At 45.8% G+C, this 24358-nt stretch carries 25 protein-coding genes, 1 tRNA gene and 2 pseudogenes; 12 read left to right on the plus strand and 16 right to left on the minus strand.

The genetic code is table 11. The annotated features are described in order from the left end of the window. Positions 1 to 4: 4 nt before the first annotated feature. The 10 genes from AC1HDP_RS07420 to AC1HDP_RS07465 form a co-directional block, all read right to left on the minus strand. Entirely contained in the window at positions 5 to 1147 is a 1143-nt protein-coding gene (locus AC1HDP_RS07420) for a flagellar basal body P-ring protein FlgI (RefSeq protein ID WP_479638262.1), read from the minus strand. 10 nt (positions 1148 to 1157) lie between these two features. Continuing rightward, on the minus strand, positions 1158 to 1832 hold the full coding sequence (gene flgH / locus AC1HDP_RS07425) for a flagellar basal body L-ring protein FlgH (RefSeq protein ID WP_479638263.1): 675 nt from the start codon (positions 1830 to 1832) through the stop codon (positions 1158 to 1160). 9 nt (positions 1833 to 1841) lie between these two features. After that, complete coding sequence (flgG, locus tag AC1HDP_RS07430; RefSeq protein WP_479638264.1) at positions 1842 to 2630, minus strand: flagellar basal-body rod protein FlgG; 789 nt, start codon at positions 2628 to 2630, stop codon at positions 1842 to 1844. A gap of 11 nt (positions 2631 to 2641) precedes the next feature. Next, the gene (gene flgF / locus AC1HDP_RS07435) at positions 2642 to 3385 is read right to left on the minus strand and encodes a flagellar basal-body rod protein FlgF (protein WP_479638265.1); all 744 of its coding nucleotides are present in this window, start codon (positions 3383 to 3385) and stop codon (positions 2642 to 2644) included. Between the two features lie 281 nt (positions 3386 to 3666). After that, entirely contained in the window at positions 3667 to 5028 is a 1362-nt protein-coding gene (flgE, locus tag AC1HDP_RS07440) for a flagellar hook protein FlgE (protein ID WP_479638266.1), read from the minus strand. 52 nt (positions 5029 to 5080) lie between these two features. After that, positions 5081 to 5848, minus strand: a complete 768-nt coding sequence (locus tag AC1HDP_RS07445; protein ID WP_140933205.1) for a flagellar hook assembly protein FlgD — start codon at positions 5846 to 5848, stop codon at positions 5081 to 5083. Positions 5849 to 5861: 13 nt separating this feature from the next. After that, a complete protein-coding gene (gene flgC, locus AC1HDP_RS07450) occupies positions 5862 to 6278 on the minus strand; it encodes a flagellar basal body rod protein FlgC (RefSeq protein WP_479638267.1) in 417 nt (138 codons plus the stop codon). Positions 6279 to 6280: 2 nt separating this feature from the next. Beyond that, positions 6281 to 6691 carry a flagellar basal body rod protein FlgB gene (gene flgB, locus AC1HDP_RS07455; protein WP_479638268.1) on the minus strand — a complete coding sequence of 137 codons (411 nt, stop codon included), beginning with the start codon at positions 6689 to 6691 and terminating at the stop codon, positions 6281 to 6283. A 148-nt stretch (positions 6692 to 6839) separates the two neighbouring features. Next, complete coding sequence (locus tag AC1HDP_RS07460) at positions 6840 to 7670, minus strand: CheR family methyltransferase (protein WP_479638269.1); 831 nt, start codon at positions 7668 to 7670, stop codon at positions 6840 to 6842. A 57-nt stretch (positions 7671 to 7727) separates the two neighbouring features. Then, entirely contained in the window at positions 7728 to 8648 is a 921-nt protein-coding gene (locus tag AC1HDP_RS07465; protein WP_479638270.1) for a chemotaxis protein CheV, read from the minus strand. Positions 8649 to 8838: 190 nt separating this feature from the next. Between AC1HDP_RS07465 and flgA the strand changes: the two genes are divergently transcribed. The 3 genes from flgA (at position 8839) to AC1HDP_RS07480 (ending at position 10450) form a co-directional block, all read left to right on the plus strand. Further along, entirely contained in the window at positions 8839 to 9561 is a 723-nt protein-coding gene (gene flgA / locus AC1HDP_RS07470; RefSeq protein ID WP_479638271.1) for a flagellar basal body P-ring formation chaperone FlgA, read from the plus strand. A gap of 129 nt (positions 9562 to 9690) precedes the next feature. After that, positions 9691 to 10023, plus strand: a complete 333-nt coding sequence (gene flgM / locus AC1HDP_RS07475; protein WP_479638272.1) for a flagellar biosynthesis anti-sigma factor FlgM — start codon at positions 9691 to 9693, stop codon at positions 10021 to 10023. Further along, positions 10013 to 10450 (plus strand): flagella synthesis protein FlgN, encoded by a 438-nt coding sequence (locus AC1HDP_RS07480; RefSeq protein WP_479638273.1) that lies wholly within the window; start codon positions 10013 to 10015, stop codon positions 10448 to 10450. Before flgM ends, AC1HDP_RS07480 begins: the two co-directional genes overlap by 11 nt. A gap of 97 nt (positions 10451 to 10547) precedes the next feature. Here the strand turns inward: AC1HDP_RS07480 and AC1HDP_RS07485 are convergent, their stop codons facing one another. Both AC1HDP_RS07485 and AC1HDP_RS07490 read right to left on the minus strand, forming a co-directional pair. Continuing rightward, positions 10548 to 11003, minus strand: a complete 456-nt coding sequence (locus AC1HDP_RS07485; protein WP_479639847.1) for an LPP20 family lipoprotein — start codon at positions 11001 to 11003, stop codon at positions 10548 to 10550. Between the two features lie 16 nt (positions 11004 to 11019). Further along, entirely contained in the window at positions 11020 to 11679 is a 660-nt protein-coding gene (locus tag AC1HDP_RS07490; protein WP_479638274.1) for a FlgO family outer membrane protein, read from the minus strand. A gap of 608 nt (positions 11680 to 12287) precedes the next feature. On the opposite strand from AC1HDP_RS07490, the gene AC1HDP_RS07495 reads away from it, so the two are divergent. From AC1HDP_RS07495 to AC1HDP_RS07520, 6 genes and pseudogenes are all read left to right on the plus strand, one after another. Beyond that, positions 12288 to 13460 (plus strand): flagellar assembly protein T N-terminal domain-containing protein, encoded by a 1173-nt coding sequence (locus AC1HDP_RS07495; RefSeq protein WP_479638275.1) that lies wholly within the window; start codon positions 12288 to 12290, stop codon positions 13458 to 13460. A gap of 132 nt (positions 13461 to 13592) precedes the next feature. Then, positions 13593 to 15029, plus strand: a complete 1437-nt coding sequence (locus tag AC1HDP_RS07500; protein WP_479638276.1) for a 6-hydroxymethylpterin diphosphokinase MptE-like protein — start codon at positions 13593 to 13595, stop codon at positions 15027 to 15029. Positions 15030 to 15063: 34 nt separating this feature from the next. Further along, the gene (locus AC1HDP_RS07505; RefSeq protein WP_479638277.1) at positions 15064 to 15324 is read left to right on the plus strand and encodes a hypothetical protein; all 261 of its coding nucleotides are present in this window, start codon (positions 15064 to 15066) and stop codon (positions 15322 to 15324) included. 109 nt (positions 15325 to 15433) lie between these two features. Further along, a tRNA-Arg gene (locus tag AC1HDP_RS07510) sits at positions 15434 to 15509 on the plus strand. 124 nt (positions 15510 to 15633) lie between these two features. Continuing rightward, a pseudogene (locus AC1HDP_RS07515) lies at positions 15634 to 16787 on the plus strand (IS3 family transposase). 405 nt (positions 16788 to 17192) lie between these two features. Continuing rightward, on the plus strand, positions 17193 to 17318 hold the full coding sequence (locus AC1HDP_RS07520; RefSeq protein ID WP_276613145.1) for a hypothetical protein: 126 nt from the start codon (positions 17193 to 17195) through the stop codon (positions 17316 to 17318). A gap of 284 nt (positions 17319 to 17602) precedes the next feature. Here AC1HDP_RS07520 and AC1HDP_RS07525 read toward each other — a convergent pair whose 3' ends face one another. After that, a complete protein-coding gene (locus AC1HDP_RS07525) occupies positions 17603 to 18655 on the minus strand; it encodes an alkene reductase (protein ID WP_479638278.1) in 1053 nt (350 codons plus the stop codon). Positions 18656 to 18780: 125 nt separating this feature from the next. Here AC1HDP_RS07525 and AC1HDP_RS07530 point away from each other — a divergent pair, with 125 nt between their 5' ends. The 3 genes and pseudogenes from AC1HDP_RS07530 to AC1HDP_RS07540 all read left to right on the plus strand — a co-directional run bounded on the left by AC1HDP_RS07530 (position 18781) and on the right by AC1HDP_RS07540 (position 21803). Beyond that, positions 18781 to 19362 (plus strand): TetR/AcrR family transcriptional regulator, encoded by a 582-nt coding sequence (locus AC1HDP_RS07530; protein WP_479638279.1) that lies wholly within the window; start codon positions 18781 to 18783, stop codon positions 19360 to 19362. 227 nt (positions 19363 to 19589) lie between these two features. Beyond that, complete coding sequence (locus AC1HDP_RS07535) at positions 19590 to 20351, plus strand: gamma-glutamyl-gamma-aminobutyrate hydrolase family protein (RefSeq protein ID WP_479638280.1); 762 nt, start codon at positions 19590 to 19592, stop codon at positions 20349 to 20351. A 128-nt stretch (positions 20352 to 20479) separates the two neighbouring features. Continuing rightward, a pseudogene (locus tag AC1HDP_RS07540) lies at positions 20480 to 21803 on the plus strand (IS4 family transposase). Between the two features lie 60 nt (positions 21804 to 21863). Here AC1HDP_RS07540 and nqrF read toward each other — a convergent pair. From nqrF to AC1HDP_RS07555, 3 genes are read right to left on the minus strand one after another with little or no spacing between them, the layout of a single operon-like run. Continuing rightward, on the minus strand, positions 21864 to 23081 hold the full coding sequence (gene nqrF, locus AC1HDP_RS07545; RefSeq protein ID WP_479638281.1) for an NADH:ubiquinone reductase (Na(+)-transporting) subunit F: 1218 nt from the start codon (positions 23079 to 23081) through the stop codon (positions 21864 to 21866). Between the two features lie 37 nt (positions 23082 to 23118). Further along, positions 23119 to 23727 carry an NADH:ubiquinone reductase (Na(+)-transporting) subunit E gene (gene nqrE, locus AC1HDP_RS07550; RefSeq protein WP_140933226.1) on the minus strand — a complete coding sequence of 203 codons (609 nt, stop codon included), beginning with the start codon at positions 23725 to 23727 and terminating at the stop codon, positions 23119 to 23121. Positions 23728 to 23736: 9 nt separating this feature from the next. Beyond that, positions 23737 to 24357 (minus strand): NADH:ubiquinone reductase (Na(+)-transporting) subunit D, encoded by a 621-nt coding sequence (locus AC1HDP_RS07555; protein ID WP_140933227.1) that lies wholly within the window; start codon positions 24355 to 24357, stop codon positions 23737 to 23739. Position 24358 lies beyond the last annotated feature (1 nt).

Genomic DNA, 24358 nt, shown 5'->3' on the forward strand with positions numbered 1-24358 from the left:
ATAATCAGATGATGATAAGCTCTCCATGCAAGGCGCCTGCCATCTTTAACGCTTCTAATATCGCCAATACATCAGAGGGCGCAGCGCCTACTAAATTGACCGCCCGCACTAACTCATCCAAGGTGGTGCCTGGGTTAAATAAGAACATGCGATTATTTTCTTCCGACACATCTATGGTGCTTTCAGGCGTGACCACAGTCTCCCCATTAGCCAAAGCATTGGGCTGCGACACATTTAATGATTCGGCAATCGTGACAGTTAAGCCGCCATGGGTGACCGCCGCCGGCAATAAGCGCACGTTTTGGCCCACCACGATAGTGCCGGTACGCGAATTGACGATAATCTTGGCGACTTCAACGGCTGACTCCACTTCAATATTTTCTAACGTCGATAAGAAGGACACGCGCTGCGATACATCCCGCGGCGCGGTGACTTGCACCGATGATGCGTCCAGCGGGCGCGCCATATCCGGTCCCAGTAAATCATTAATGCTTTGCGCCAAGCGCTTAGCGGTGGTGAAATCTGGGCGGCGCAAATTAAAGGTGAGATAATCGCCGCTGGAAAATGGCGTTTCGACGGTGCGCTCGACTGTGGCGCCATTAGGAATGCGGCCAACGGTTGGGGTATTTTGAATCACCTTAGAGCCATCTAAGCCTTCGGCGCTAAAACCACTGACCACTAAACTGCCTTGAGCTATGGCATAGACATTACCATCCACCCCTTTCAAAAAGGTTTGCAGCAAGGTGCCACCGCGTAAACTTTTGGCTTCACCGACGCTTGAGACTGTAATGTCCATGGTTTGGCCGGGCTTAATAAAGGCCGGCATTTCGGCGCTCACAGCAACCACGGCCACGTTTTTAATTTTAGGGCGGGCATTATCGGGTAAATTAATGCCGAAGTTTTTAAGCATTGTTTTAAAGGTTTGTTCGGTGTAACTAGTTTTTTCACCCGTCCCAGGTAAACCAACCACCAGCCCATAGCCTATGAGTTGGTTAGAGCGCACCCCTTGAATATTGGCAATATCCTTAATGCGCTCGGCATGAACAGGTAGCGCCACCGAAACGAGTGAAAAACTTAATAAGCCTAAGCTTAAAACTCGTAAGCTGAATGATGTGAGATTGGTAACACACTGCGACAGACTGTTCATGATGCATTCCTTAGAAAGGCCACCAGCTACTCATAAAGAAACTGCTTAACCAGCCAACCTTTTGCGCTTCCGCAAAGGTGCCGGTACCACTGTATTGAATTCTGGCATTGGCCACACGATTAGAGGCTATGGTGTTATCTGGGCTGATATCTTGCGGGCGCACTATGCCGGTAACGCGAATGAACTCATCACCATTATTAATACTGATCCATTTTTCGCCGCGGATGACTAAATAGCCATTGCTCAGCACTTGCATCACGTTGGCAGAAATGTTCCCCGATAAACTGTTACTTTGATCGGCCGCCGATTCCCTACTAGTGTTAAAACTATCGTTATAAGCTAAATCAAGAGGTTTACCATTAATGGTGACATTGCCCCCCATGACTTTCAGCGGGTCGATACTCAAATCTGAGCTCTTACTAATCTCGTTATTGGCACTCTTTTTGGCCTGAGTCGATTCAGCCAACACCACAGTAATGATGTCACCGACTCTAAGGGCGCGAATATCAGAGAACAGGCTGTTGGCCTGACTCTCTTGATAAATAGAGCCTGTGGCCACTACTTTAGTCGGCGCCGATTCAGGATAGACAGGGGCGTAAAATGGGTCATCGGCAATGGGTTTATCACCGGTGGCGGCGCATCCGGTAACAACCAAGATGGCTAGGATAGATAATGAGCTGCGCATCAGCCTACCTCACAGATTTTGAGTCACGTAATTAAGCATTTGATCAACCGCCGAAATCACCTTGGAGTTCATCTCATAAATCCGCTGACTCTCAATTAAATTAACTAACTCTTCGGTGACATTGACGTTTGAGGTTTCAAGTGCCCCTTGGCGTATGATACCTAAACCATCTAACGAGGCCGTGCCTTGAATAGGTGTACCGCTGGCCCCAGTTTCTAGATACATGTTCTGTCCTATTGGGTCGAGGCCGGATGGGTTAATAAAGTCTGAAACACTAAACTGGCCTACCACCTGATTTTCAGCATTACCAGGGGTTTTAACTGACACTTCGCCTTCAGCAGAGACAGTAATAGATAAGGCATCATCCGGAATTGTGATCGGGGGTTGCAGGACATAACCAGAACCTGGGGTCACTATTTGGCCATTTTCATCCAAGTTAAATTGACCATTGCGGGTATAAGCTGTGGTGCCATCTGGCAGAGCAACTTCAAAAAAACCAGGGCCTTCAATCATCATGTCCAAAGAATTATCTGTGGTGAGCATATTGCCTTGGGTAAACTCTTTTTGAGTGGCCACCACTTTAGTCCCCGCACCTATGCTTAAGCCGTTGGGCAACTTAGTATTGGCCGCACTAATGCCGCCCGGTTGATTGACGGTTTGATACAAGAGATCTTCAAATACGGCGCGGCTTTTCTTGTAACCTATGGTGCTAGCGTTAGCGACATTGTTAGAAATAGTGGCAATATCGGTTTGCTGAGCATCAAGCCCGGTCTTACTAATCCATAGTGCTGGATGCATATCCTCTACTCCTAACTAATGCGCATTAATGCGGTGGAGGCGCGATTGATTTCTTCGCCGGTTTTCATCATTTTTACCTGCATTTCAAATTGACGTTGCAAGTCGATAAGCGACACCATTTCATGGACGGCATTGACATTACTGCCTTCAACGGCGCCCGCTTGAACTAACACGGCTTCATCCACAGGCGCTATTTCGCCCGACATTTGCCGAAATAAGCCATCTTCACCGCGCATCAGATTTTTCTCATCCGGGTTAACTAACTTAAGGCGCCCGACTTCTTCGATTACATTGGCCGCCGCCCCTTGAGGTCTGACAGAAATCGTGCCATCGGTGGCAATTTGGACTTTTTCTATGGGGATGGGCAGTACAATCGGCCCGCCATCGCCCATGACAGGATTACCGCGATCATTACGCAGTAAACCAGATTCATCGATTTGTAAGCTGGCAGAACGGGTATAAGCTTCACTGCCGTCAGCCGCTTGCACCGCAAACCAGCCCTTATCCTTGATAGCGACATCTAAATCACGGCCGGTAGTGCGAATGCTGCCTGGGGTAAAATCGGCGGCAGGATTTTCTGTCATGGCAAACACCCGAGTTGGCAAGCCATGGCCAAAGGCTTGCATTGAGCGCGCTTGCTCGATATCGGCTTTAAAACCGTCGGTATTGGCGTTGGCTAGGTTGTTAGCGCGAATGGCCAACGAATGCATATTCTGCTTGGCTCCACTCATGGCGATATAAATGAACTTATCCATGCTGCTCCGTCAATCTTTCTACTGGCGTCTGAATACAGGATAAGAAAGCAAGCTCTGTGCCATCTATCCCCTGCGTCGCCTTTAGCGTTGCAATGGCAACTAAGCATGGGTTGTCACTTAAGCTTGCTGGCAGATTGGGGTTGTAACTGGATTGACGTAGGTGTTTAAGGGGCGGCTGAGGGGTGAGGGCTAACTGATTGGAACCATCAGCAAGAAGTGCAATGCGCGGCCTAATAAGGCGCGCGCATTGCTACTAACTATTATTAACTAACCATTGTTAGTTAACGTATCTGCAATACGGTTTGCTGCAAGGTGTTATTCACTTCAAGGGTGCGCGAGTTAGCCTGGAAGTTTCGCTGCGCCGAGATTAAATCCACTAATTCAGTGGTTAAATCTACGTTGGATTGCTCAAGCGCCGATGAGCGAATATCGCCAAAGGTGCCAGATTTAGCCTCCCCAGCTAACGCCGGGCCTGAGTCTAAACTTGCCTTCCACGAAGTATTGCCAGCTTGAGTTAAGCCTTGCTCATTAGCAAAGCGTGCCAACGCTACCCGAGCTAACGGCACAGTCGAGCCGTTAGAGTAACTGGCTGTCACTAGGCCATCGCTGCCCACTTCAACGTTAGTTAAGCGGCCAACGGTAGTACCGTCTTGCGTCAACTCAGTTACTTCAAAGGGTGAGGCAAATTGAGTCGGACTATTAAATTTAACTGTTAACGCTTGAGTGCCATCGGCACCAGCACCCAGTACGCCAGCGCCATTGACGCCCAGCTCTTCGGTGGTAATAGTGACTGGAGAGCTGCCGGTGTACACACCAGTATCATTAAATTTAACTACCGCGCCTTTCCAACCGCCCGCGTTAGTTGCCGACGCTGCCGTATCAGGCGTGCCGTCGGCATCGGTATCCGTTTGATAGGTGCCAGCGGCGCCAGAGACATCTACTTGCAGGCCATCTACCGCATAAAAGGCTACCCAGTTACTTTCGCCGGTATAGGCGCCATTTTCTGGTCGCACAAAATAACTGGTCATAATGTGTGGCTCCCCCAGTGAGTCATAAAAAGTCACTGAGGTAGAGTTATTAAAAGTATCAGGATCGTTTGGGTCAAATAGCGATGGTTTTTTAACATCTTCGCCCGCGTTCAAATTCATCTGTATGCCGACTTCCGCCGTTTTTACTGGGCTACCGGCCGTATCTGGAATTTTCACTTGCGCTGTGGTGGTTAAGCTTACTGAGGTTGAATTACCGTCTTTATCCACTGGAAACGCTTGCAAGAAATTACCGGCGGCATCGGTTAAATAATTACCTGAGTCAATTTTAAAGGCACCAGCGCGAGTATAAGCAAAGTCTTGGTTACCTAAGCCAGTTGACGTCACAAAAAAGCCGCCGCCACTAATGGCCATATCAAGGGCGTTACTGGTGAACTTTAAACTGCCTTGATGAAATTGCTGCGCCACTTGAGTGGTAGTCACGCCGCCACCGACCGCAGTTTTACCGCTAGAGAAAATCGAGTTGGCATAGACATCGGCAAACTCGGCGCGCGACTCTTTAAAACCTACGGTATTGACGTTTGCCACGTTGTTCGCTGTGGTATTAAGATCTTTCTGGGCGGCAGCGATACCACTAAGTGCAATATTAAATGACATAGTAAACCTCTACTTCAACTCGACTTGGCGGCAAGGCTTTGCCGCCGCGGCATTATTTGTTTTCAGCAACGGCAAGTACGTCACCGAGTTTGACTCCGCCGATTCCTTTAAGATTCAGAATGGCCCCCGTAGTTGCATTGCCCAGTGACACACTGGTCACATGGGCATAACTCGATACTGGTAATGCTTGTGACTTACCATCAAGCTTACCGCTCGCTTTAAACACATAATTGCCCGCAGCGACTAACTCGCCTTTGCTATTTTTGCCATCCCAACCGAAGTCGACATTACCACCCGCGCTGCCATCCACCGCAAAGGTAGTGATTAGCTGACCTTTTTGATCTTCAACCCGCACCATGATGTCTTTAATAGGTTGGGGGGTAGTGACTACCGCATTAACATTAGGATCTTCGGCGCTCACATGGGTGGTGGCTGATGGGATCAACACCTTTTGCCCAACTAAACCAGACGCTTGCAACGCTTGGCTGGACGTCATCACACTATTAAGCGTTACAATTTCAGCATTGAGCTTGGCAATGCCATCCACGGTTGAAAACGAGGCCATCTGCGCAATCATCTGATCATTACCCACAGGCTTAAATGGGTCTTGCATGGATAACTGTTGACTCAGCAAGGCAAAGAAATCCGCTTGTGTCAGTTCTTGGCCTTTAGGTTCAGGGGTCTTAGCATCTTCTGGTAAACGAATGCCGTCTAAAAACGGATTGGTCGTCACTGTCGTATTTTTGCTAATAGCCGAACCTAGGTTAGATTGGCTATTTGCCGGTAAGGGGCCGGTACCCAATGGATTAACCAGGTTCACGACTTACCTCCTATTATTTACCGATACGCAGTGTCTGCTGCAACATAGATTTGGCAGCATCTGCCACTTGCACATTCATTTGATACGAGCGCGAAGAGGAAATCATGTCCGCCATTTGCTCCATAACATTGACATTGGGCTTATAAATAAAGCCATCGGCGTCAGCCATAGGATGTGCGGGGGAATATTCCTTTTGCAGTAACTCATCACTTTCCACTATGCCCTTAACCACTACACCTTGGCCATGTTGCTGCTGATGACTCGCTTTGGCCATAGCGGCTTCAAATATCGGATAACGGGCGCGATAGGTTTTATCTTGGCTACTGGACACGGCATCGGCGTTGGCAATATTACTCGCCGTGGTATTCATCCGAATCGATTGCGCCGTCATGCCGCTACCTGAAACGTCAAAAATATTAAATAAGCTCATGATTAATTACCTTTTAATGCTTTTGTTAGGCCACTAAACTTACTGTCGAGAAATCCTAATGACATTTGATATTCCAGCGAGTTTTGCATAAACGCTGTTTGTTCATGCTGAATCTCCACGGTATTGCCATCCCCGGTGTCGGCTTGATTAGGATTGCGATACTTAAGTTCAGGAGCCAATTTAGATTGCAAATCAAAGTGGTTGTCATGGCTTTGGCTCATGGGCAGGCGCATAGTGGCAGTCGATTGTGTACCCATGGCCGCTTGCATCGCCATGGAAAAATCAACATCTCTGGCCTTATAGCCTGGAGTATCTGAGTTTGCTATGTTGCTAGCTATCACTTCAGCTCGCTGCGCGCGCACACCGATAGTGTACTGATGCACTCCTAATGCTTTATCGAAACTGATCGCCATAATCTTGCCTCCCGACTTTGTTAGCAAACATAAAGCAATTGATGTGCCAGAAAAGAAATGACGGCAGCAAATTTACTAAATCAATGGGTTAGCTGAGCTAAAAGCAAAAAACCACAGGATTAGCTGTGGTTTTTTGTCAAGTATGGGCTTAGCGTTTGCGGTAGAAGATCCCAGGATTGCAGCGCACCATGTCAAAATCATCACTAAGACCGGCCAACGACTCTGAAGCCCCTAAAAACAATATCCCTTTAGGGTTTAACGCGGCAGCAAATTGCCGCAAGATTTTAATCTTTGCCTCCGAGCCAAAATAAATTAACACATTGCGGCAAAAAATAACGTCAAACTTGCCCATAGAAGAATAACTGTCTAACAGGTTAAGCGGTTTAAAGGTCACTAGTTTGCGGACATTATCTTTCACTTTCATGCGGTTTTGATGTGGCAAAGGTTCGAAAAATTGGCGTTTATGTTCTTCAGTCAATCCTCGAGCCAGCGCTAAATGGTCGTATTCTGCCACGCCGCAGCGCTCAAGCATGGACGGCGAAATATCTGTGCCAACTATACTAGTGCCGTTTAACGTCCCAGGTCGGCGCTGTTGAAATTCCATCAAGGTCATAGCGAGCGAGTAAGGCTCTTGCCCAGAGGAACAAGCCGCCGACCAAATTTTTAGCGGCTTACCGAGCGCCGCATACTCAGGCAAAATCACCTCGGCCATTAACTCAAATGGGAATTTATCGCGAAACCATAAGGTTTCATTGGTCGTCATGGCATCAATGACATCGACGCGCAGCTGACGGTCGAGCGAGCCCATAGCCATTTTCACTAACAGTGACAAGGAGTCACAATTAAACTTTGCCATTAATGGGCTTAAACGACTACAGACTAAATATTGCTTGTTGTCCCCTAACACTATGCCACTTTGTTGTTCTAAAAATTGTGCAAACTGACGATATTCGTTATCAGTTAGAGTTTTGTTTGACAAAATAAACCCCTATTCATTCTCACAATACCTATCAAATAGTGCAGCTAGGCCGGCACGTCATAAGCAGAGGTGTTTATTCACCGCTTGCGCTAATTCATCTGGGTTGAATTTAGCAATAAAGTCATCTGCCCCGACTTTCTCAACCATAGCTTGGTTAAACACACCGCTTAACGAGGTGTGCAGCACTACCTTGATATGCTTAAGCTTAGGGTTATCACGAATTTCAGCGGTCAGGGTATAGCCATCCATTTCTGGCATTTCAATATCTGAAATAATTAACGGAATTTGCTTAGAAACATCATCGCAAGTTTCGGCCCGAGCTCTCAGCATATCGAGTGCTTCGCGGCCATCTTTGGCGGTATCAATTTCAAGTTGCAACGAATTAAGCGAGCGAATGATTTGCTTACGGGCCACAGCCGAATCATCGATAACCATGATGTGATAATTTTTATCGCGATCAATATTAAGTAAGTCGGCAGTTTCTTGACTAATTTCGGTTTTGACTGGGGATATTTGGTCGAGAATTTTTTCTACATCGAGAATTTCAACTAGTTCGCCTTCAATTTCAGTCACAGCGGTTAAATACGAAAAACGCCCCGTGCCATCAGGTGGCGGCAAAATGGCGCCCCAATTCATGTTAATAATACGTTCAACAGAATTGACTAAGAAGCCTTGAATACTGCGGTTGTATTCCGCAATGATGATGAAACAATTATCAACATTTTCAATGCGTTTCCCTCCAGTTGCCGCACTTAAATCAATCACAGAAATAGTTTGACCACGGATATGAGCCACACCACGCACTAATGGACTGAGCTTAGGCAGAGTCGTTAACGGCGGGCATTGCAGTACTTCTTTGACTTTGAAAACGTTGATACCGAATCTTTGTTTGCCACTGAGTTTAAATAGCAACAACTCTAATCGGTTTTGACCGACCAGCTGAGTACGCTGATTTACAGATTCAAGAATATTTGCCATATCATTGCCTTTGTTACTATTTGATTCCCTTCCTACTCGTAAAGAGTATAGGCACATAACTTGCTTTATTTACATTAGTTATAGCGCAGCGTCGAAACTATGACGCTAAAAACCTTAAAAAAATCATTAACCGTGAAATGACTGATTGAAGTATAGGTGCATTCTTGAAAAATAAGCCAGATTTGACACTATGACAACAAGCATATGGATAATTATCGCGTTAGCATTCAGTGTTAACCTCACCGCGGCGGCCAATAGTGACAGCGCCAACACGGCTGTGCGCCCAACGGCGGCAGACATTAAGCGACTGGCAACCGATGCCATTGCTACTAAGGTAGAACCTATTACTGGCGCGCAAATATCCATACAAGCCCACACACCTAACGCGCGGGTAAAATTGCCACTGTGCAGCGGCGCCATTCGTGCCGAAGTTGCTGCCAAGCGCGCTATCAGTCGCAATAATACCGTCAAAATTAGCTGTAATAGCCCCGAACTTGATTATCCGTGGCAGATTTTTGTCGCAGTCAAAGTTGATATTCGCTTTCCTGTGGTCGTTGCCAGGCGTCCCATTAATGTGGGCGAATTACTGACTAGCGAGATGTTAGATATTGCCATGATCGAGAAGAGTCAGCTGCGAGGCGAGCAATTTAGTGAGCTTGAACCCATCATAGGCAGTCGCAGCAAACGGCGAATTAGCCAAGCAAGTCCGGTGTTTATTGAAAATTTATGTTTTGTGTGTGAAGGTGATAGTGTCACTATTATTGCTAAGAGCACTAATTTTACGATTCGCACTCAAGGCGTTGCTGAAAGTAATGGTGTGCTCGGTGAACATATTCAGATTAAGAACGCTCAATCGCAAAAATTGATTAAAGCCGTCGTGACTAAAGTGGGAACAGTTGAAATAAATATGTAAGTTATTTGCTCGCTGAATATTTACTATTGATTTATTAACGACTTAAATATTTATCGAAAAAAAAGTTAAGTCATAACGCTTTTGGTCGATAACTAGATACATTGTAAACGCATGCTATTGGAGCCAATTATGGCGATTGATTTTTCCAAGCTGAATTCTGCCAGCAATACTCAGGTATACAGCAAGTCTCAACAAGCGGCGCTTCCTCAAACAGGAAATGCTAATGCGCCAGTTCAACCTCAGGCGACGACTGTGCACACGGACTCAGTCAAGTTGACGCCGCAAGCGCAGCAGCTACAAGGCGCGAGCGCTAAAATGGCCGGCTCACCTGACATAGATCAAAAGAAAATTGATCAAATCAAACTCGCCATCTCTGAAGGGCGCTATAAGATAGACCCTGAACGCTTGGCGGCTAACATAGTTGAATTTGAAAAACAGATGCAGGATTTGAATGACTATTGAACAACTTAGCTTAACTACGCTGCTTGATACCCAGCAAGCTTGCCTTAAGCAACTTGAGCTGGTTATTGCCCAAGAAACTGCGGCTTTAACAGCCAAGCAGGCTGATGCCTTATTAACGTTAGCCGCCGAAAAAAATAGCCTGCTTGATAACTTATCCCAAACGGATCAAGCCTTAGCTTCCCATCCGCAGCACATCTTACTGACCTCAGATACCGCGCTTGCGGCGCAAGTGGCGCAATGTCGTCAGTTATTAGTAATTTGCCAAGACTTAAATCAACGCAATGCCAGTTTGATTGAGCTTAATATCGCCAGCCTCAACCGCCTCGCCCAAGCTCTGCAAGCCAGTCGCAATGCCAATAGCCTCACTTATGATGGCAAAGGTAAAACCAGCACAATCGCCACCTTAGGCAATAATCTTGAAGTATAAGTAGCCACGCATTTAGCTATGCTAATAGCGGTCACTTATTGGAAAAATAGCCTGTTCAGCCAAGACGGCTGAATCAGCAGCCACCTAAAACATCCCATTAGAAATAAGTAACCTCTTTAATTCGTTGCGGACGATTTTGCTGCTGATATAACTGCCAAACGATCGCGAAATCCATCTCGACTTCAGTGACATAATGCTCACCCGCTGGATAACTGCGCACTACTTTAGCGCCGCGAATTAATCCTTCTACCGATACTTTGACTTCATCGTTTGCCACCATCCATTGCGACATCTGATTAGAGGCGCTGATATGTTGGCCATACACTTGCTCAGCTAATTCGCGATAAGCGGCAATTTTGGAGGCTTGCATGGCCATGAGCATCTGCTCAGCTGAGTTTTTCGCTCTTGATTGGATAAGCGGTGCATAACCTGTGGCTGTTAATACCGGAAACTCACTGGGCGCTTCGGTTTCCCATTGCACGTATCTATCGTTACTGCTGCACCCCATCAAAAACAAACTCGCGACCAACACCAGTAGCCCTGTGCGTCGCACAGATAATAAGCCTAAATTACTCATTACTTCCTCCTATGAGCTTAACCTTGCCTTCGCCGGGTTTGCTATAACGATAAATGATGCCGTTCTCAGATACGCTGGTTCTTGATGGTTCTAAATAGGCGCCAAATTCAGCCAATGAGGCGTGAGCCGCCGCCGCGGACATTAGCTGCTGATAAGCTAAGTCCACTATCTTGCTATTAACCTGCATGCCACTTTGATTAAAAGAGTAAGTAGTCACTAACACGTATTCCACTAAGGCATCGTCACGTAATTGTTGCCAATCACGACTTAAGATAAAGTCACCTTGGGGCGATATCCGCATGCTTTGCGCCAAATTAATATCAACCACATTAAACTTTTGCTGCTGTAAAGATGTCATCAAACTTTGTTGCAGTTGCCGGCCGAAATCACTGCTCTGATTAAATTCTGATACTGTGACTGGGGTTGCCACTAACATCATCTTACTGAAAATATAGTCTTTATGATGGCGCACTAAGTCATTCACTATGCGCGCCGCCAAATGATCCATTACGGCCGTAGGCGGCAACCCATTGCCATCTTGTAAGTGACCCAGCGGCAAAGGCGGTGGCTCTTTGGCTTTAAGGGTGCAACTGGCTAATGCCAGCACACTGATGCCGTACAATGCCACTTTCAGCAACTTTTTCATCATCATCCCTCTTACTTCGGCCGCGAATATTTCAAAATAATGAAATAACACGCGCCCCTATTTCATCTGGCTTAACTGCTCTGGCGTTAATTATGCAAACCTAATACCAAAATAGGGTAATTGATAAACTAATACCGAGGTGCAATCAGCAAGCGTTTAAACTTGCCTAGCGTTAGGTATTTATGATGAGGCTTTCGGCTTTCCAAGATTGAAAAATCAAACCAAGCCCAAGAACCAACAGTTATATACTCATCTCAAATGCCCAAATAGCAAATTTCATACGGCCTAGATTCAAAGCAGCAGCTAAAACTCTTTATCTAAAACACTCAAACACATGCGCCTCCAATAGCATTAACGGCAGCATAGTCAAAAACTCCAACCATCACTGCCATTTAAGCGCATAGCTTTATACCTATATTGATGATTGCAAACACGGGCATGTTTATTGCTTACATCGCTAACTAACACAGGCATTGACACTCTGACATCGAAACAATGTCAGCAGATAGCTAGCACAATCAGCTCTTTGTTGCTTCAGCTAGCAAAATTAAGCCATAAAAAGATACGCCAATGGATGCTCATGCAGTCAAGCCCTTGACGCTAAGGAGATAAGAGTGAAAACCAAGTCATTATTATTGCTAAGCCTACTGTGCATCAGCATAAGCTTTGATGCTACGGCAGCGCGCTGGGTTAATGCCACTGGGCAAGCGAGTATTCAAAACGATAATATCGATGCTGCCCGCCAAGAAGCCATTAAGCAAGCCATCACTTATGCCGGCCTCAGCCAAGGCTTTACCATGCAAAGCCAAACCACGGTAGATCAAGGCCATATCATTAATAATCAATGGAATATGGCGCAACAACTGCAAACTCAGTCAATGAAAATGATTTCTGAACTCATTATTGGCGATGAGCTTCAAGTAAATATCGCGCTATTAGTGCAAGATGAAGCTGTCTATGAAGAGCAATGCACCCCAGCATCGCTTACGGCCGCAATTTTAGTGCCGCAGGCCACAATTAAAGATCGCAGCCAACTTAATTATGGTCAGTTAGTTAACTTTGAAACCGAGCTTGCCAATCGCCTCGCCAAACAAATGGAAGCATACAGCCATAAGTCGTTTGCACAATTACACAGTAATGACCGCTTGGACATAGACACTAGCCTTGCGCAAACTCGGGGTTATCGCTTGCCCGATTGGCTCGGCAAAACCACTGACAGCCAATATATCTTGCAGCTTAATATCGAAGATATGTCCTTGCTTCCAGCCACTGAGAGTATGTTTGGCTTGATGGCCAATGATCCCTTACGCCATTTTGCTGTGACCTTTAGCCTCATTCACAGCATTAGTGGCGAAGTTATTTGGCAAAAGATCTTTTCCCACCAAGCGGCTTGGCCCTTTGAAAAACAACAACAAGTGTTACCCAATAGCTTAGTATTTTGGAAGTCGCGCTATGGGCAAGGCATAGATGCGCTATTAATTGATGCCATTAAAGACTTAGATAACGAATTAGTATGCAGGCCAACCCTCGGGCAAATAGTGGCTATGGAAGGCAATCGATTAGTCATCAATCTTGGCCGTCGCCATGGCATGAACTTGCAAGATACAGTCGAAATAATTTTAAAACGCGATATCACAGATAGGCTCAGTGGCATGCGTTCGCTAGCAACCCCAAGCCAGTTAACCTTCCGCTTAGATCAAGTGAGTGAACTCAGTGCCAGCGGCGTGTTTGAGGAAGCGCTTGGCACCGGTGGTATTCAAGTACAAGATGTTGTGGTTAAGCAATAACTTAAATAGCTGGTTAAGCGGTAACTTTGAACAAGCTCGCTTAAACCCAGTTAATAGCAATACAGTCAATACCAAAACCGTTAGCAGCAAAATAAATTAAGTGAATTAAGCTCGCACTAAAATGGAATTTACATGGCACAGACATCACTGCTTGATAGCCAACTCAGCATAATTGAGAGGCGCTGGCCTAAGCTTGCGCAGCAACTTAGTGAATTCACCATTGACGATATTCATGCGCAGTTTAAGGTCGAGTTAACCCAAGGGCTTGAGCAAACTATAAGCATTAATGGCATTCAGCTCAGTAGCCGCCATGACCGCTACCAAGAAGCGGCAGCTTGGTGCCAAGCAATTAATGAAGCCTGTCCGCACGTCGAGTGTTATGGCATAGGTATGGGCGACACGCCTTGGTATCTACTTATCGTCAAAAAAGTCGCCGCGCTGACACTCCATTGCTTAAACCTTAAATTATTGAAACTGTTACTCACCTATACCGACCAAAGAGAGTGGCTAACGCACCCTAATCTTGAATTAGTGAGTGCGCCAACGCGCCCAAGTTTAGGCGCCCATTGGCTCGCCTGCACCGCCGACTTACACTTTTGTGACCCACATTATTACTATCAGCGCGATATTATTTGGCACGAAAAAAACCTCAGCTACGCCAATAGCCGCCACGAGAGCAACCGCGCGCTTCACTTGCAACGCTTTGAGGAAAACCGCCACTATTGGCAGCATGACCCAGATGCTTTGCTGTTAGCCCCGCAGATACCACAGCATCGGCGCGTGCTGATTTTGGCCTCAGGCCCAAGCCTTGAAGAACACTTTACTTGGCTAGAACAAGTGAGCGCCCTGCCCCACACACAAAAACCCTTAATCATAGCGCTAGATACCGCCTTAAAAGGGCTAGTTAACTATCAGATTACTATAGATATAGTGGTGAGTATTGATGAATTAATTACCCCTGCGACAGCGCAAGTCACAAAACTCAAACCCAGAAATGACTCTGCCCATAATATGGCGTTAGCTACTGAGTCTGAGTTAACTCCCATAGAGCTTATTCAAATAACGCCCGCCACCAATCATCTCTACCCAGCCTTAGTGTACTTTCCCAGAAGTCGCCCAGATTTATTAGCCGCTTGGCCAGGGCCACGTTACGCCGCTTATTCTGACCACCCTCTTTATGATGAATTAGAGCAACAAACGCCCCATTGTCGCCTCTACGCTAATGGCAGCGTTATCCATCCCGCTGTTGATTTAGCGTTAAAAATTGGCACAAGCAATATGTATTTACTTGGCGCTGATTTTGGCTTTATGGACGAAAAAACCCATGCAGCATGGGAAGATGGCAGCCTAGGAATAAAACATCATCATGCTAAGCATCAGCTCATCAATGGTCATGGCGAAAAAATAACAACCACGCTTAATTTTATTTCGTATTTACGCGCCTTAGAGCTATTAATCAGCAAGCATCCAAGGTGTACATTTACGCGATTAAGCCAACGCGGCGCCGCGATTACAGGCTGCGACTATCAAGCGCCTGATAAGTTGCTACTGGACTGGCAGCAAGCATGATTAAGCCCTTGCCTGAGCCATACAAGGAGACCCTATGCTAAATAAGAGTGAGCAACAGTTATTAAGGCAATGCGCCCATGATTACCGCTGCGGTAATGAAGGATTAGCGAACGCGGCATATCTTACTTGCATCAATCTTATGCAAGCGCATTATCAAGCACAGCCAACCTCTGAATTATTCACTATCATGCAAAGCTTACTTAGCGCCCAAGAACGCCAAGATTGGCTAGGACTGGCGGATACGCTGGAATATGAATTATTGCAGCAGTTACTAATAGCAATAGATGCTAGCTAATGACTCAACTGCTGAAGTTAATCCAAATACTCGCCAAATATTGTTTAATAAACAGCCGACTAGATTTTTAGGCTTTTAATAAGCCATAAAAGCAGTATAATCGCTAGGTCTCCTTATAGCTCAACAGGATAGAGCAGTTGCCTCCTAAGCGACCGATCGGGGTTCGAGTCCCTGTGGGGAGACCAGATTTTGTTTAATGTATAAATTGCCTAAATTATTTTGCTGTTTGTGATAGTCCCCCCATCATTGATCTGATCCAATACTTTTGGACACCACGCTAAGTGAGTAAAATGACTTAACGAGGTGAATATGACAATCAAAAAGCCCCGCAAGACCCACACGGCTGAATTTAAAGCTGAAGCCCTGAAACTAGCCGAACGTGTCGGTGTTGCTGAAGCTGCTAGGCAGCTCAAAATCTACGGATCACAACGTTATAACTGGCGCTCTGCCATTGAGAAGAAATCGACAACTAGCCAGCGTGAAGCCGAGCTTGCTGCTGAAGTTGCCAAGTTAAAACGCCTGTTAGCCGACCAAGCTGAGGATTTAGCCATCCTAAAAAAGGCGGCCACCTACTTCGCGAAGAATCAAAAGTAGAACGATTCGAATTTATGCTCGAACACCAGCACCAGTTTCGCCTAAAGCCAATGGCGACAGTGCTTGGCGTGACGCAAAGTGGGTATTATGCCTGGCGAAAATCAAGCAAAAAGCCGAGTACACGCTTGCGCAAACAGCGCAGCCGTGATAAGCAAATCAAAGCTATTTTTGTCCAGAGCAAGGAACGCTCTGGCGCTCGGCGTATTCAAGTCGACCTCGCCGAAGATTACGATCGCGCTAATTTGAAAACCATGATGAACAGCATGACAAGACAGAATTTAGTGGCTAAAGCAGCCCGTAAATTCAAAACAACAACTGACAGCGATCACCAGCTTTCGGTAGCGCCAAATCTGCTGGAGCAGAACTTCGATGCCAGCGGCCCGAACCAAAAATAGGTCGGTGATATCACGTATCTGATGACAAGCGAAGGCTGGCTGTATCTGGCGGTGATTATCGATTTGTACTCGCGCGCTGTGATTGGCTGGTCGATGAGTAATCGCATGACGGCTAAGCTGGCTTGTGACGCGCTGACAATGGCGCTGTTTCGTCGTGGTTTTCCAAAAAAAGTGATTGTTCATAGTGACCAAGGCAGCCAATATTGTTCACATGCGTATCGAGATCTGATTGAAAAAAATCAGCTTATCCAAAGCATGAGCCGCAAAGCCTGCTGCTGGGACAACGCCTGTGCAGAGAGCTTCTTCCATTCATTGAAGGTTGAGGCCATTCAGTACGAGCCGATCATGGACCGGGAAACCATGAAGCACACAGTGTTTGAGTACATAGAAGTTGATTACAATAAAACCAGAAGGCATAGTTCACTTGGCTATTTAAGCCCTGAGAATTTTGAATTGAAAATAGTGCTTAGTTAAGTGTCCAGAGTTAGCGGATCAGATCATACAAATAAGGCTTACAAGTAAGTGCTAGCACCTTACTAGGCAGTATCTGATGGTGATATATCTCTATTTAGCTCAAGTCTGGCTACTTAGGTTGACAAGCTATCCCACCCAGCTTTACCCATGCCACACAGCTAAAACACCAAGCTTAACGCACTGCTTTACAACTAGTAAAGTGACTATTTGACTGCGCTACAACCAGCAAGTTTTTTTCATTTGTAAAGCGTTTCAGGGGGCTAGCAATTGCTCACAATTAGGTGCATACTGATTTTACTTAAGATGCTGCGAGTTAATGAAAACTAACATCATATTAAGTGCTGTCGTTAAGTGCGCTTACATTATTAATTGATTAATTTATAGTTATCTCTATAAGGAAACATCATGAGTAAAGGACAAGACAGTAAAAAGAACGCTAAGAAACAACCTCTATTATCCCCGAAAGAAAAAAAGGCCGCTAAAGTAGCTAAGAAAGCTCAAATCAATTCAACTAGTCTTCTTAAGAAATAATCCCTACTATATATACGAATGAAGGTCATTGAGCCATCTCAATGGCCTTGTTTATTTCTGGGCCGTCAGAAAATTAAATCTCACATGCAGTGCGCAGTTATTATCTGAATGCTGGGTTAATTCATCTCAGTAAGTATTACTCGCGTAATTTATCAAGTCGCTAAATTGTTTGCCTGCTACTAGCAATAGGACAAGCTACTTTGGTATTAGCTCACGATATAACCCTGCTGACGTAAAAGCCCAATGTCACAATGTCACAATGTCACTGGGCAAAAATTAGCTAGCTAGACTAAGTTTGCCAGCATGTCATCACTATAAGTCAGCAGCTCCTGTCCATGACGGACTTTCTCGACATAATCAGGGTTAGCAATAAATGGCCGACCGATGGCGAGTAAATCAAACTTATTGGCAGCAATCGCGGCGCTTCCAGACTCAGGGCTATAACCACCAACACCCACTAAGGTTTTAGAATAATGGCTTCTAACGTACGCCGTGGCACTACCACCTAAATAATCAAACGTCATAGCATCATCAAAAATGCCAATATGCAAATAGGCAAGCGAGCGAGACTCAAGTTGCGCGAGCAAATAATCAAATACGGCGCGATCGCGACTATCACCCACCATATTAAAATAGGCGCCTGGAGATACACGCAGAGCCGTTCTGTCACCACCAATTTGTAACGCTACAGCATCTACAACTGCGAGTGGGAAACGCGCCATATTTTCAGGCGTTTGACCATATTCATCAACGCGATGATTACTGTCAAAATGCAAAAATTGATCGATTAAATAGCCATTAGCGCCATGGATTTCAACGCCATCAAAGCCAGCCTCAATGGCATTAGCCGCGGCTTTAGCATAATCCTCAACCAAGCTTGCTATATCTTCATGCGTAACCGCTTTTGGTACTTGATAAGTTAATTCGCGCATTCTTGGCACGCTGCCAATAACCGCTACCGCCGAGGGAGCCAACACATCACTTGAGCCAGAAGCTGCAAAAAAATGCGGATGCGCTACTCGGCCAGTATGCCAAAGCTGGGCAAAAATTTTACCGCCTTGTTGATGCACAGCATCTGTTACTCGCCGCCAACCTGCAATTTGCGCAGCCGTATAAAGCCCTGGGGTATTAGGATAACCTTGGCCATCGGGGCGAATGATGGTGGCCTCAGAGATAATCAGCCCAGCATCAGCGCGGCGCGCATAGTAATCAACCATAGCCTGTGTCGGTACTAAATAATGGTCAGCCATACAGCGTGTTAACGGCGCCATTAAAACTCGGTTGTGCAGAGTGAGAGTGTTATTAAGCGCAAAAGGTGTAAATAAATTAGCGAACATGACAAACCCCAGTTATTGAATGCACGTTCAAGATAGATCTATTTTTAGCCGCACACAAGCTAGATTTTGAACAAGCATTCAAATACTGTATTATGAGTTAATTAAAAGATAAGAACTTAAGCCTGATGCGTAATCCCGAGTTTGATAGAGAGCAAGTGCTGCGAGCAGCCATGCATGCCTTTATGGCAAAGGGCTACAGCAATACCAGCATGCAAGATTTAACCAAGGCAACGGGCTTGCATCCTGGTTCTCTCTACTGCGCTTTTAACAATAAACGCGGACTGCTACTTGCGGCATTAGGTCAATATCAACAAGACCGAAGCCAAGAATTTCAGCAATTCTTTATGCTCGATAGAAAGCTGTTAGTCTCGCTTAAGGCATATTTGGACCACATAGTACTTAAATGTCTAAGCTGCGAAGTCGACAGTGGTTGCCTGCTCACTAAGGCACTGAATGAATTAGCCCAGCAAGATGATGAAGTGCAGCACATTATTAGTGCCAGCTTAGCTAAGTGGCATCAAGCCCTAAGTCAGATATTTGCCCAAGCGCAGCAAAATGGTGAACTAAACAGAAAACGCGATAGTGAGCATCTAGCCCGCTATTTTGCCATGGGAATTTATGGCTTACGCACCTTTGCTCATACTCACACCAGCAGTAATACCCTGCAGCAATTAGCTAATCAGTTATTTGCTGATGTTTGCGCCTAAGCTTGCGCAGCTTAGCGTAAAAGCATCTAATTTAAATTAACAGATTTAGGCAAGTGCACACGCTCGGCAAAGTAAACAGGCACAGATTAGCGCAGTGTAAAAAATAATCATCTGATGTTTGACATATTGAACGGCTCCAAGGCAGACTGGTGGTTAAATACACACCTTGCTACTCTTAGATGAGACAAGGTGTAGCGCCTCCCAAGGTAGTCAAACCAAGGTGATCTATGCACGCGAGCAATAATAAACCCGTCATTCTTATGACTATGGGTCAGCAAAATCGTAACCATCATCCCTATCAAGTCATGACCCATAAATATATGGTTCCGATTGTCGAGATTGCCGACTGTGTTCCACTGCTTGTTCCCACTTGTTTTGGCGTTAAAGATATTGAGCAGTACTTAGATATGGTCGATGGCATCTGCTTAACGGGCGCAGCCTCAAATATTGATCCAAGCCTTTATGGTCAAGAGAATTTAACCCCAGATAAAGGTCAAGATAAGCATCGTGACACCGTTGATTTTGCCATTATCCATGCCGCTATCGCGCGTAAATTACCCATATTTGGTATTTGCCGCGGTTTTCAGGAAATCAATGTCGCTTTAGGTGGGGATTTGTACCAAAAGGTACATAAGCTGCCTAATTTTCACGATCATCGTGAAGATCCGGATGATAGCCTCGCGGTGCAATATGGTCCAAGCCATGCCATTAAATTAGTGCCGAATACTTGGCTTCATACCTTACTCGGTGACTCCACCGAAGTGAACTCTCTTCACGGCCAAGGTATTTGCACTTTGGCCAAACAACTTGAACCGCTAGCCTTGGCAGAAGATAACTTAGTTGAAGCCTTTCATGCGCCGCAGTTAGAACAATTTGTGTTAGGAGTGCAGTGGCACCCTGAGTGGCAAGCCAAAAACAATCCCGATTCAGTCGTCCTATTTCAAGCCTTTGGTGATGCTTGCCGGGAATTTAAGGCGCGGACTAAATAGTTAGTTGTTTGCATTCATCCCAATAAAAAGGCCTCCGCTTGGGAGTAATGCCGATCAGTTAAGACAGATTGCTTGACGATCTCACTGAAAGGATCAAAATCCGATGACCCCATGTCATCGGATTTTTTATGCAACTTTCAGACGCTTTGGCGCGTACTCATATCAATCGCCATACCGAATTCACCTGTCTGGCCGATGTGCTTGAGCCTGATTTAATTCAGTCGTGCCTTGATTCACATGGTGTTGCCAGTTTACGGCGACGTAAGTTACCTATGGATGCCATGATTTGGGCGGTGATTGGTATGGCTCTGTTCAGAGGCGAGTCCGTCCGCTCTCTCATCAATAAGCTTGATATCGTCTTACCTCAAGAGGTGGATTACGTGGCTCGCAGTGCTGTCACGCAAGCGCGCAAGCGGCTGGGCTCTGACGTTGTTCAGGATGTGTTTAAGCAAAGTGCCAAAACCTGGCATGAGAGAGCAGAGCATCCTCATTGGTGTGGACTCAACCTCTACGGTGTCGATGGTGTCGTGTGGCGAACACCTGATAGTGAGCAAAACAACCAGGCCTTTGCCAAAACCGCCAATGCTGCTGGTGATGCTGCCTATCCTCAAATTCGTATGGTTTGCATGATGGAATTAAGCAGCCACTTGGTATTGAACAGTGCCTTTGATTCTGTTGCTGTCAGTGAAATGAATTTAGCCGCCGAACTGATATCCAGCATACCCAATAACTGCCTGACTCTGTTTGACAGAGGCTTCTATTCGTTGGGGCTTTTGCACGCCTGGCAACAGGCTCAACCTAACAGCCACTGGCTGCTGCCGTTGAAGAAAGGCACACAATATGAAGTGGTACGCTCTTTAGGAAAACACGACCAACTGGTGCAGTTAACCACCACAGCTCAAGCCAGAAAGAAGTGGCCTATTGCCTGACAATATTGAAGCTCGCTTACTGACGAAGACGGTAAAAGGTAAGTTGGTTTCCATTTTGACCTCATTAACTGACCCCTTACGTTATCCGGGGGCCGAGATAGTGGATTTATATGCCTATCGATGGGAGATAGCAGTGGGCTATCGGGAGATGAAGCAGCATCTGCTGGAGAGTCGCTTTACGCTACGCAGTCAATTGCCAGAGCTGGTTATCCAAGAATTGTGGGGGGTACTGTTGGCCTATAACCTCATCAGATACAAGATGGTGTTGATGGCTAAAAGCTTACCGTCGTTACATCCGAACCAATTAAGCTTTAGAGATGCGTCGAGTTATATCATTTTAAAATTAACTCAGCTGCCATCTCAAACGCCAGGGAATGTTCCGAGAGATGTCTTGGACATAGTGCGTAATGCGAGTCAGTTCAAGCTAGATGGGAAACGGGATAGAGCCTATCCACGTGCGTTAAAAATGAGTAAAAACAAGTATTCCATTAAGCCTAAAAAAAATGCCGTTCACACTAAGTGAACGGCATTACCCTAAGGCGGATTGTTATATCGCTTAATAAATTGCGAGAATTAACGCAGCTTAATCACCAAAATCATCGAGTAAGATGTTTTCAGGTTCAACCCCTAAACTTTCCAGCATGTTAATCACTGACGAGTTCATGATTGGAGGGCCACACATATAGAACTCACAATCTTCAGGCGCTTTATGATCTTTTAAATATTGCTCATACAAGACGTTATGAATAAAGCCGGTATAACCGCTCCAGTTATCTTCTGGCTGAGGATCGGATAAAGCCACATGCCACACAAAGTTTTCATTTTCGCTGGCCAGCTTATCAAAATCGTCTTGATAAAAGACTTCGCGAGTCGAGCGCGCGCCGTACCAAAAGCTCATTTTACGCTTGGTATGCTTACTCATTAACTGATCAAAGATGTGTGAGCGCATAGGTGCCATACCGGCGCCCCCACCCACAAACACCATTTCAGCGTCAGTCTCTTTAACAAAGAACTCACCAAACGGCCCTGAAATAGTGACCTTGTCACCGGCTTTCAAGTTGAAGATATAAGATGACATCTTGCCTGGCGGTAAGTCATTGCTTGGCGGCGTAGCGATACGCACGTTGAGCATGATGCGACCCTTTTCATCTGGGTAGTTCGCCATAGAATAGGCGCGCAGCACGTCTTCATCGACAGTTGATACTAGATCAAACAGGCCATACTTTTCCCAGTCACCGCGATATTCACTCGAAATATCAAAGTCTGAGTAACGCACCACATGGGCTGGCGCTTCAATTTGAATATAACCACCAGCCTTAAAGCGAACTTCTTCACCTTCTGGCAATTTCAGCAGTAATTCTTTAATGAAGGTTGCTTGGTTATTGTTAGAAATAACTTCACATTGCCATTTCTTGACGCCGAAGATTTCCTCTTCAATTTCAAGTTCCATATCGCCTTTAACTGCTACTTGACAGGCTAAACGACAGCCCTCTTTCGCATCTTTCTTGGTGATGTGATCAAGTTCTGTCGGCAGAATTTCACCGCCACCGGATTTCACAGTCACACGGCACTGACCGCAAGTACCGCCGCCGCCACATGCCGATGGAATAAAGATATCTTTACTCGCTAACGCGCCCAGCAACTTATCGCCGGCTTGAGTCACTATGCCTTTGTCGGCATCATCATTAATGCCGATATGCACATCGCCACTGGCGACTAATTTACTCTTGGCGATTAAAATCACCATCACCAACAAACTCACCACAAAGGTGAACATGCCGATGCCAATTGCCATTTCCATAAAAAAACCCTTATGTTAACTCTTGCACGCCGATCCCTTAAAAGGTGATCCCAGCAAAGGACATAAACCCTAAAGCCATCAGGCCAGTGGTGATAAAGGTGATACCTATACCTTGTAAGCCTTCAGGAATTGCGTTGAACTTCATGCGCTCACGCAGACCTGCCAGCAATACAATCGCCATCGCCCAACCTATGCCAGAACCCATAGCAAACACGGCGGATTCAGCTAGGTTATAATTACGGTTCGCCATAAAAATCACGCCCGCAAAAATCGCGCAGTTTACTGTCAGTAACGGTAAGAAAATGCCTAATGACTGATGTAAGCTAGGTAAATACTTATCCAGCACCATTTCTAAAATTTGCACTAATGCGGCAATCACACCGATAAAGGTAATGAGCTGCAAGTAGCTTAAATCAAGTTCTGGGAAACCCGCCCACGCCAACGCGCCTGGGGCTAAGACATTGACAAAAATCACTTGGTTAAGCGGCACGGCTATGGTCATCACCACAATTACCGCCACACCTAAACCAAATGAGGTGGATACTTTTTTGGACACAGCTAAAAAAGTACACATGCCCATAAAGAACGACAGCGCCATGTTGTCGATAAAAATAGCCTGCATGAACAGGTTCACATAATGTTCCATCTCGGTTCCTTATTTGCGCTTGCGCTGCACCACGTTAATGCCCCAGATCATAAAACCGATCAGGAAGAAGGCGCTCGGTGGCAAGGTAAACATCTGGTTTGCTAAGTACCAGCCGCCATTTTCAACTGTGGTTAAGATTTCATGACCAAATAAGGTGCCAGAACCTAGCAGTTCACGCACAAAGGCTACGCCAACTAAGATCACGCCATAACCCATGGCATTACCTAACGCATCAATCACAGCTAAATGCGGTGGATGCTTCATGGCAAACGCTTCAGCGCGGCCCATGATGATACAGTTAGTGATAATCAAGCTCACAAATACAGATAATTGCTTTGATAGTTCATAGGCAACATCTTGCAACACCATGTCCACTATGATCACTAACGAAGCGATAATGGTCATCTGCGCAATAATACGCACGCTATTAGGAATTAAGCGGCGAATCGATGAGATAAATAAGTTGGAGAACACTAATACAAAGGTTACGGCCAAGGTCATGACCACAGCGGTTTGCATTGAATTACTGACCGCTAACGCCGAACATACCCCAAGTACCTGCATGGCTACTGGGTTGTTGGCAAAAATCGGACTGGTGAGGATCTCCCGCGTCGACACTGAGCTGCTCATA

It is taken from the genome of Shewanella sp. ISS20, assembly GCF_056522965.1.

What these genes read in the sequence shown, in the direction of transcription:
- AC1HDP_RS07420 (WP_479638262.1), bottom strand. Translation starts at nt 1,147, where the DNA reads ATGAACAGTCTGTCGCAGTGTGTTACCAATCTCACATCATTCAGCTTA.
- flgH (WP_479638263.1), bottom strand. Translation starts at nt 1,832, where the DNA reads ATGCGCAGCTCATTATCTATCCTAGCCATCTTGGTTGTTACCGGATGC.
- flgG (WP_479638264.1), bottom strand. Translation starts at nt 2,630, where the DNA reads ATGCATCCAGCACTATGGATTAGTAAGACCGGGCTTGATGCTCAGCAA.
- flgF (WP_479638265.1), bottom strand. Translation starts at nt 3,385, where the DNA reads ATGGATAAGTTCATTTATATCGCCATGAGTGGAGCCAAGCAGAATATG.
- flgE (WP_479638266.1), bottom strand. Translation starts at nt 5,028, where the DNA reads ATGTCATTTAATATTGCACTTAGTGGTATCGCTGCCGCCCAGAAAGAT.
- flgC (WP_479638267.1), bottom strand. Translation starts at nt 6,278, where the DNA reads ATGAGCTTATTTAATATTTTTGACGTTTCAGGTAGCGGCATGACGGCG.
- flgB (WP_479638268.1), bottom strand. Translation starts at nt 6,691, where the DNA reads ATGGCGATCAGTTTCGATAAAGCATTAGGAGTGCATCAGTACACTATC.
- AC1HDP_RS07465 (WP_479638270.1), bottom strand. Translation starts at nt 8,648, where the DNA reads ATGGCAAATATTCTTGAATCTGTAAATCAGCGTACTCAGCTGGTCGGT.
- flgA (WP_479638271.1), top strand. Translation starts at nt 8,839, where the DNA reads ATGACAACAAGCATATGGATAATTATCGCGTTAGCATTCAGTGTTAAC.
- flgM (WP_479638272.1), top strand. Translation starts at nt 9,691, where the DNA reads ATGGCGATTGATTTTTCCAAGCTGAATTCTGCCAGCAATACTCAGGTA.
- AC1HDP_RS07480 (WP_479638273.1), top strand. Translation starts at nt 10,013, where the DNA reads ATGACTATTGAACAACTTAGCTTAACTACGCTGCTTGATACCCAGCAA.
- AC1HDP_RS07490 (WP_479638274.1), bottom strand. Translation starts at nt 11,679, where the DNA reads ATGATGATGAAAAAGTTGCTGAAAGTGGCATTGTACGGCATCAGTGTG.
- AC1HDP_RS07500 (WP_479638276.1), top strand. Translation starts at nt 13,593, where the DNA reads ATGGCACAGACATCACTGCTTGATAGCCAACTCAGCATAATTGAGAGG.
- AC1HDP_RS07505 (WP_479638277.1), top strand. Translation starts at nt 15,064, where the DNA reads ATGCTAAATAAGAGTGAGCAACAGTTATTAAGGCAATGCGCCCATGAT.
- AC1HDP_RS07520 (WP_276613145.1), top strand. Translation starts at nt 17,193, where the DNA reads ATGAGTAAAGGACAAGACAGTAAAAAGAACGCTAAGAAACAACCTCTA.
- AC1HDP_RS07525 (WP_479638278.1), bottom strand. Translation starts at nt 18,655, where the DNA reads ATGTTCGCTAATTTATTTACACCTTTTGCGCTTAATAACACTCTCACT.
- AC1HDP_RS07530 (WP_479638279.1), top strand. Translation starts at nt 18,781, where the DNA reads ATGCGTAATCCCGAGTTTGATAGAGAGCAAGTGCTGCGAGCAGCCATG.
- AC1HDP_RS07535 (WP_479638280.1), top strand. Translation starts at nt 19,590, where the DNA reads ATGCACGCGAGCAATAATAAACCCGTCATTCTTATGACTATGGGTCAG.
- nqrF (WP_479638281.1), bottom strand. Translation starts at nt 23,081, where the DNA reads ATGGAAATGGCAATTGGCATCGGCATGTTCACCTTTGTGGTGAGTTTG.
- nqrE (WP_140933226.1), bottom strand. Translation starts at nt 23,727, where the DNA reads ATGGAACATTATGTGAACCTGTTCATGCAGGCTATTTTTATCGACAAC.
- AC1HDP_RS07555 (WP_140933227.1), bottom strand. Translation starts at nt 24,357, where the DNA reads ATGAGCAGCTCAGTGTCGACGCGGGAGATCCTCACCAGTCCGATTTTT.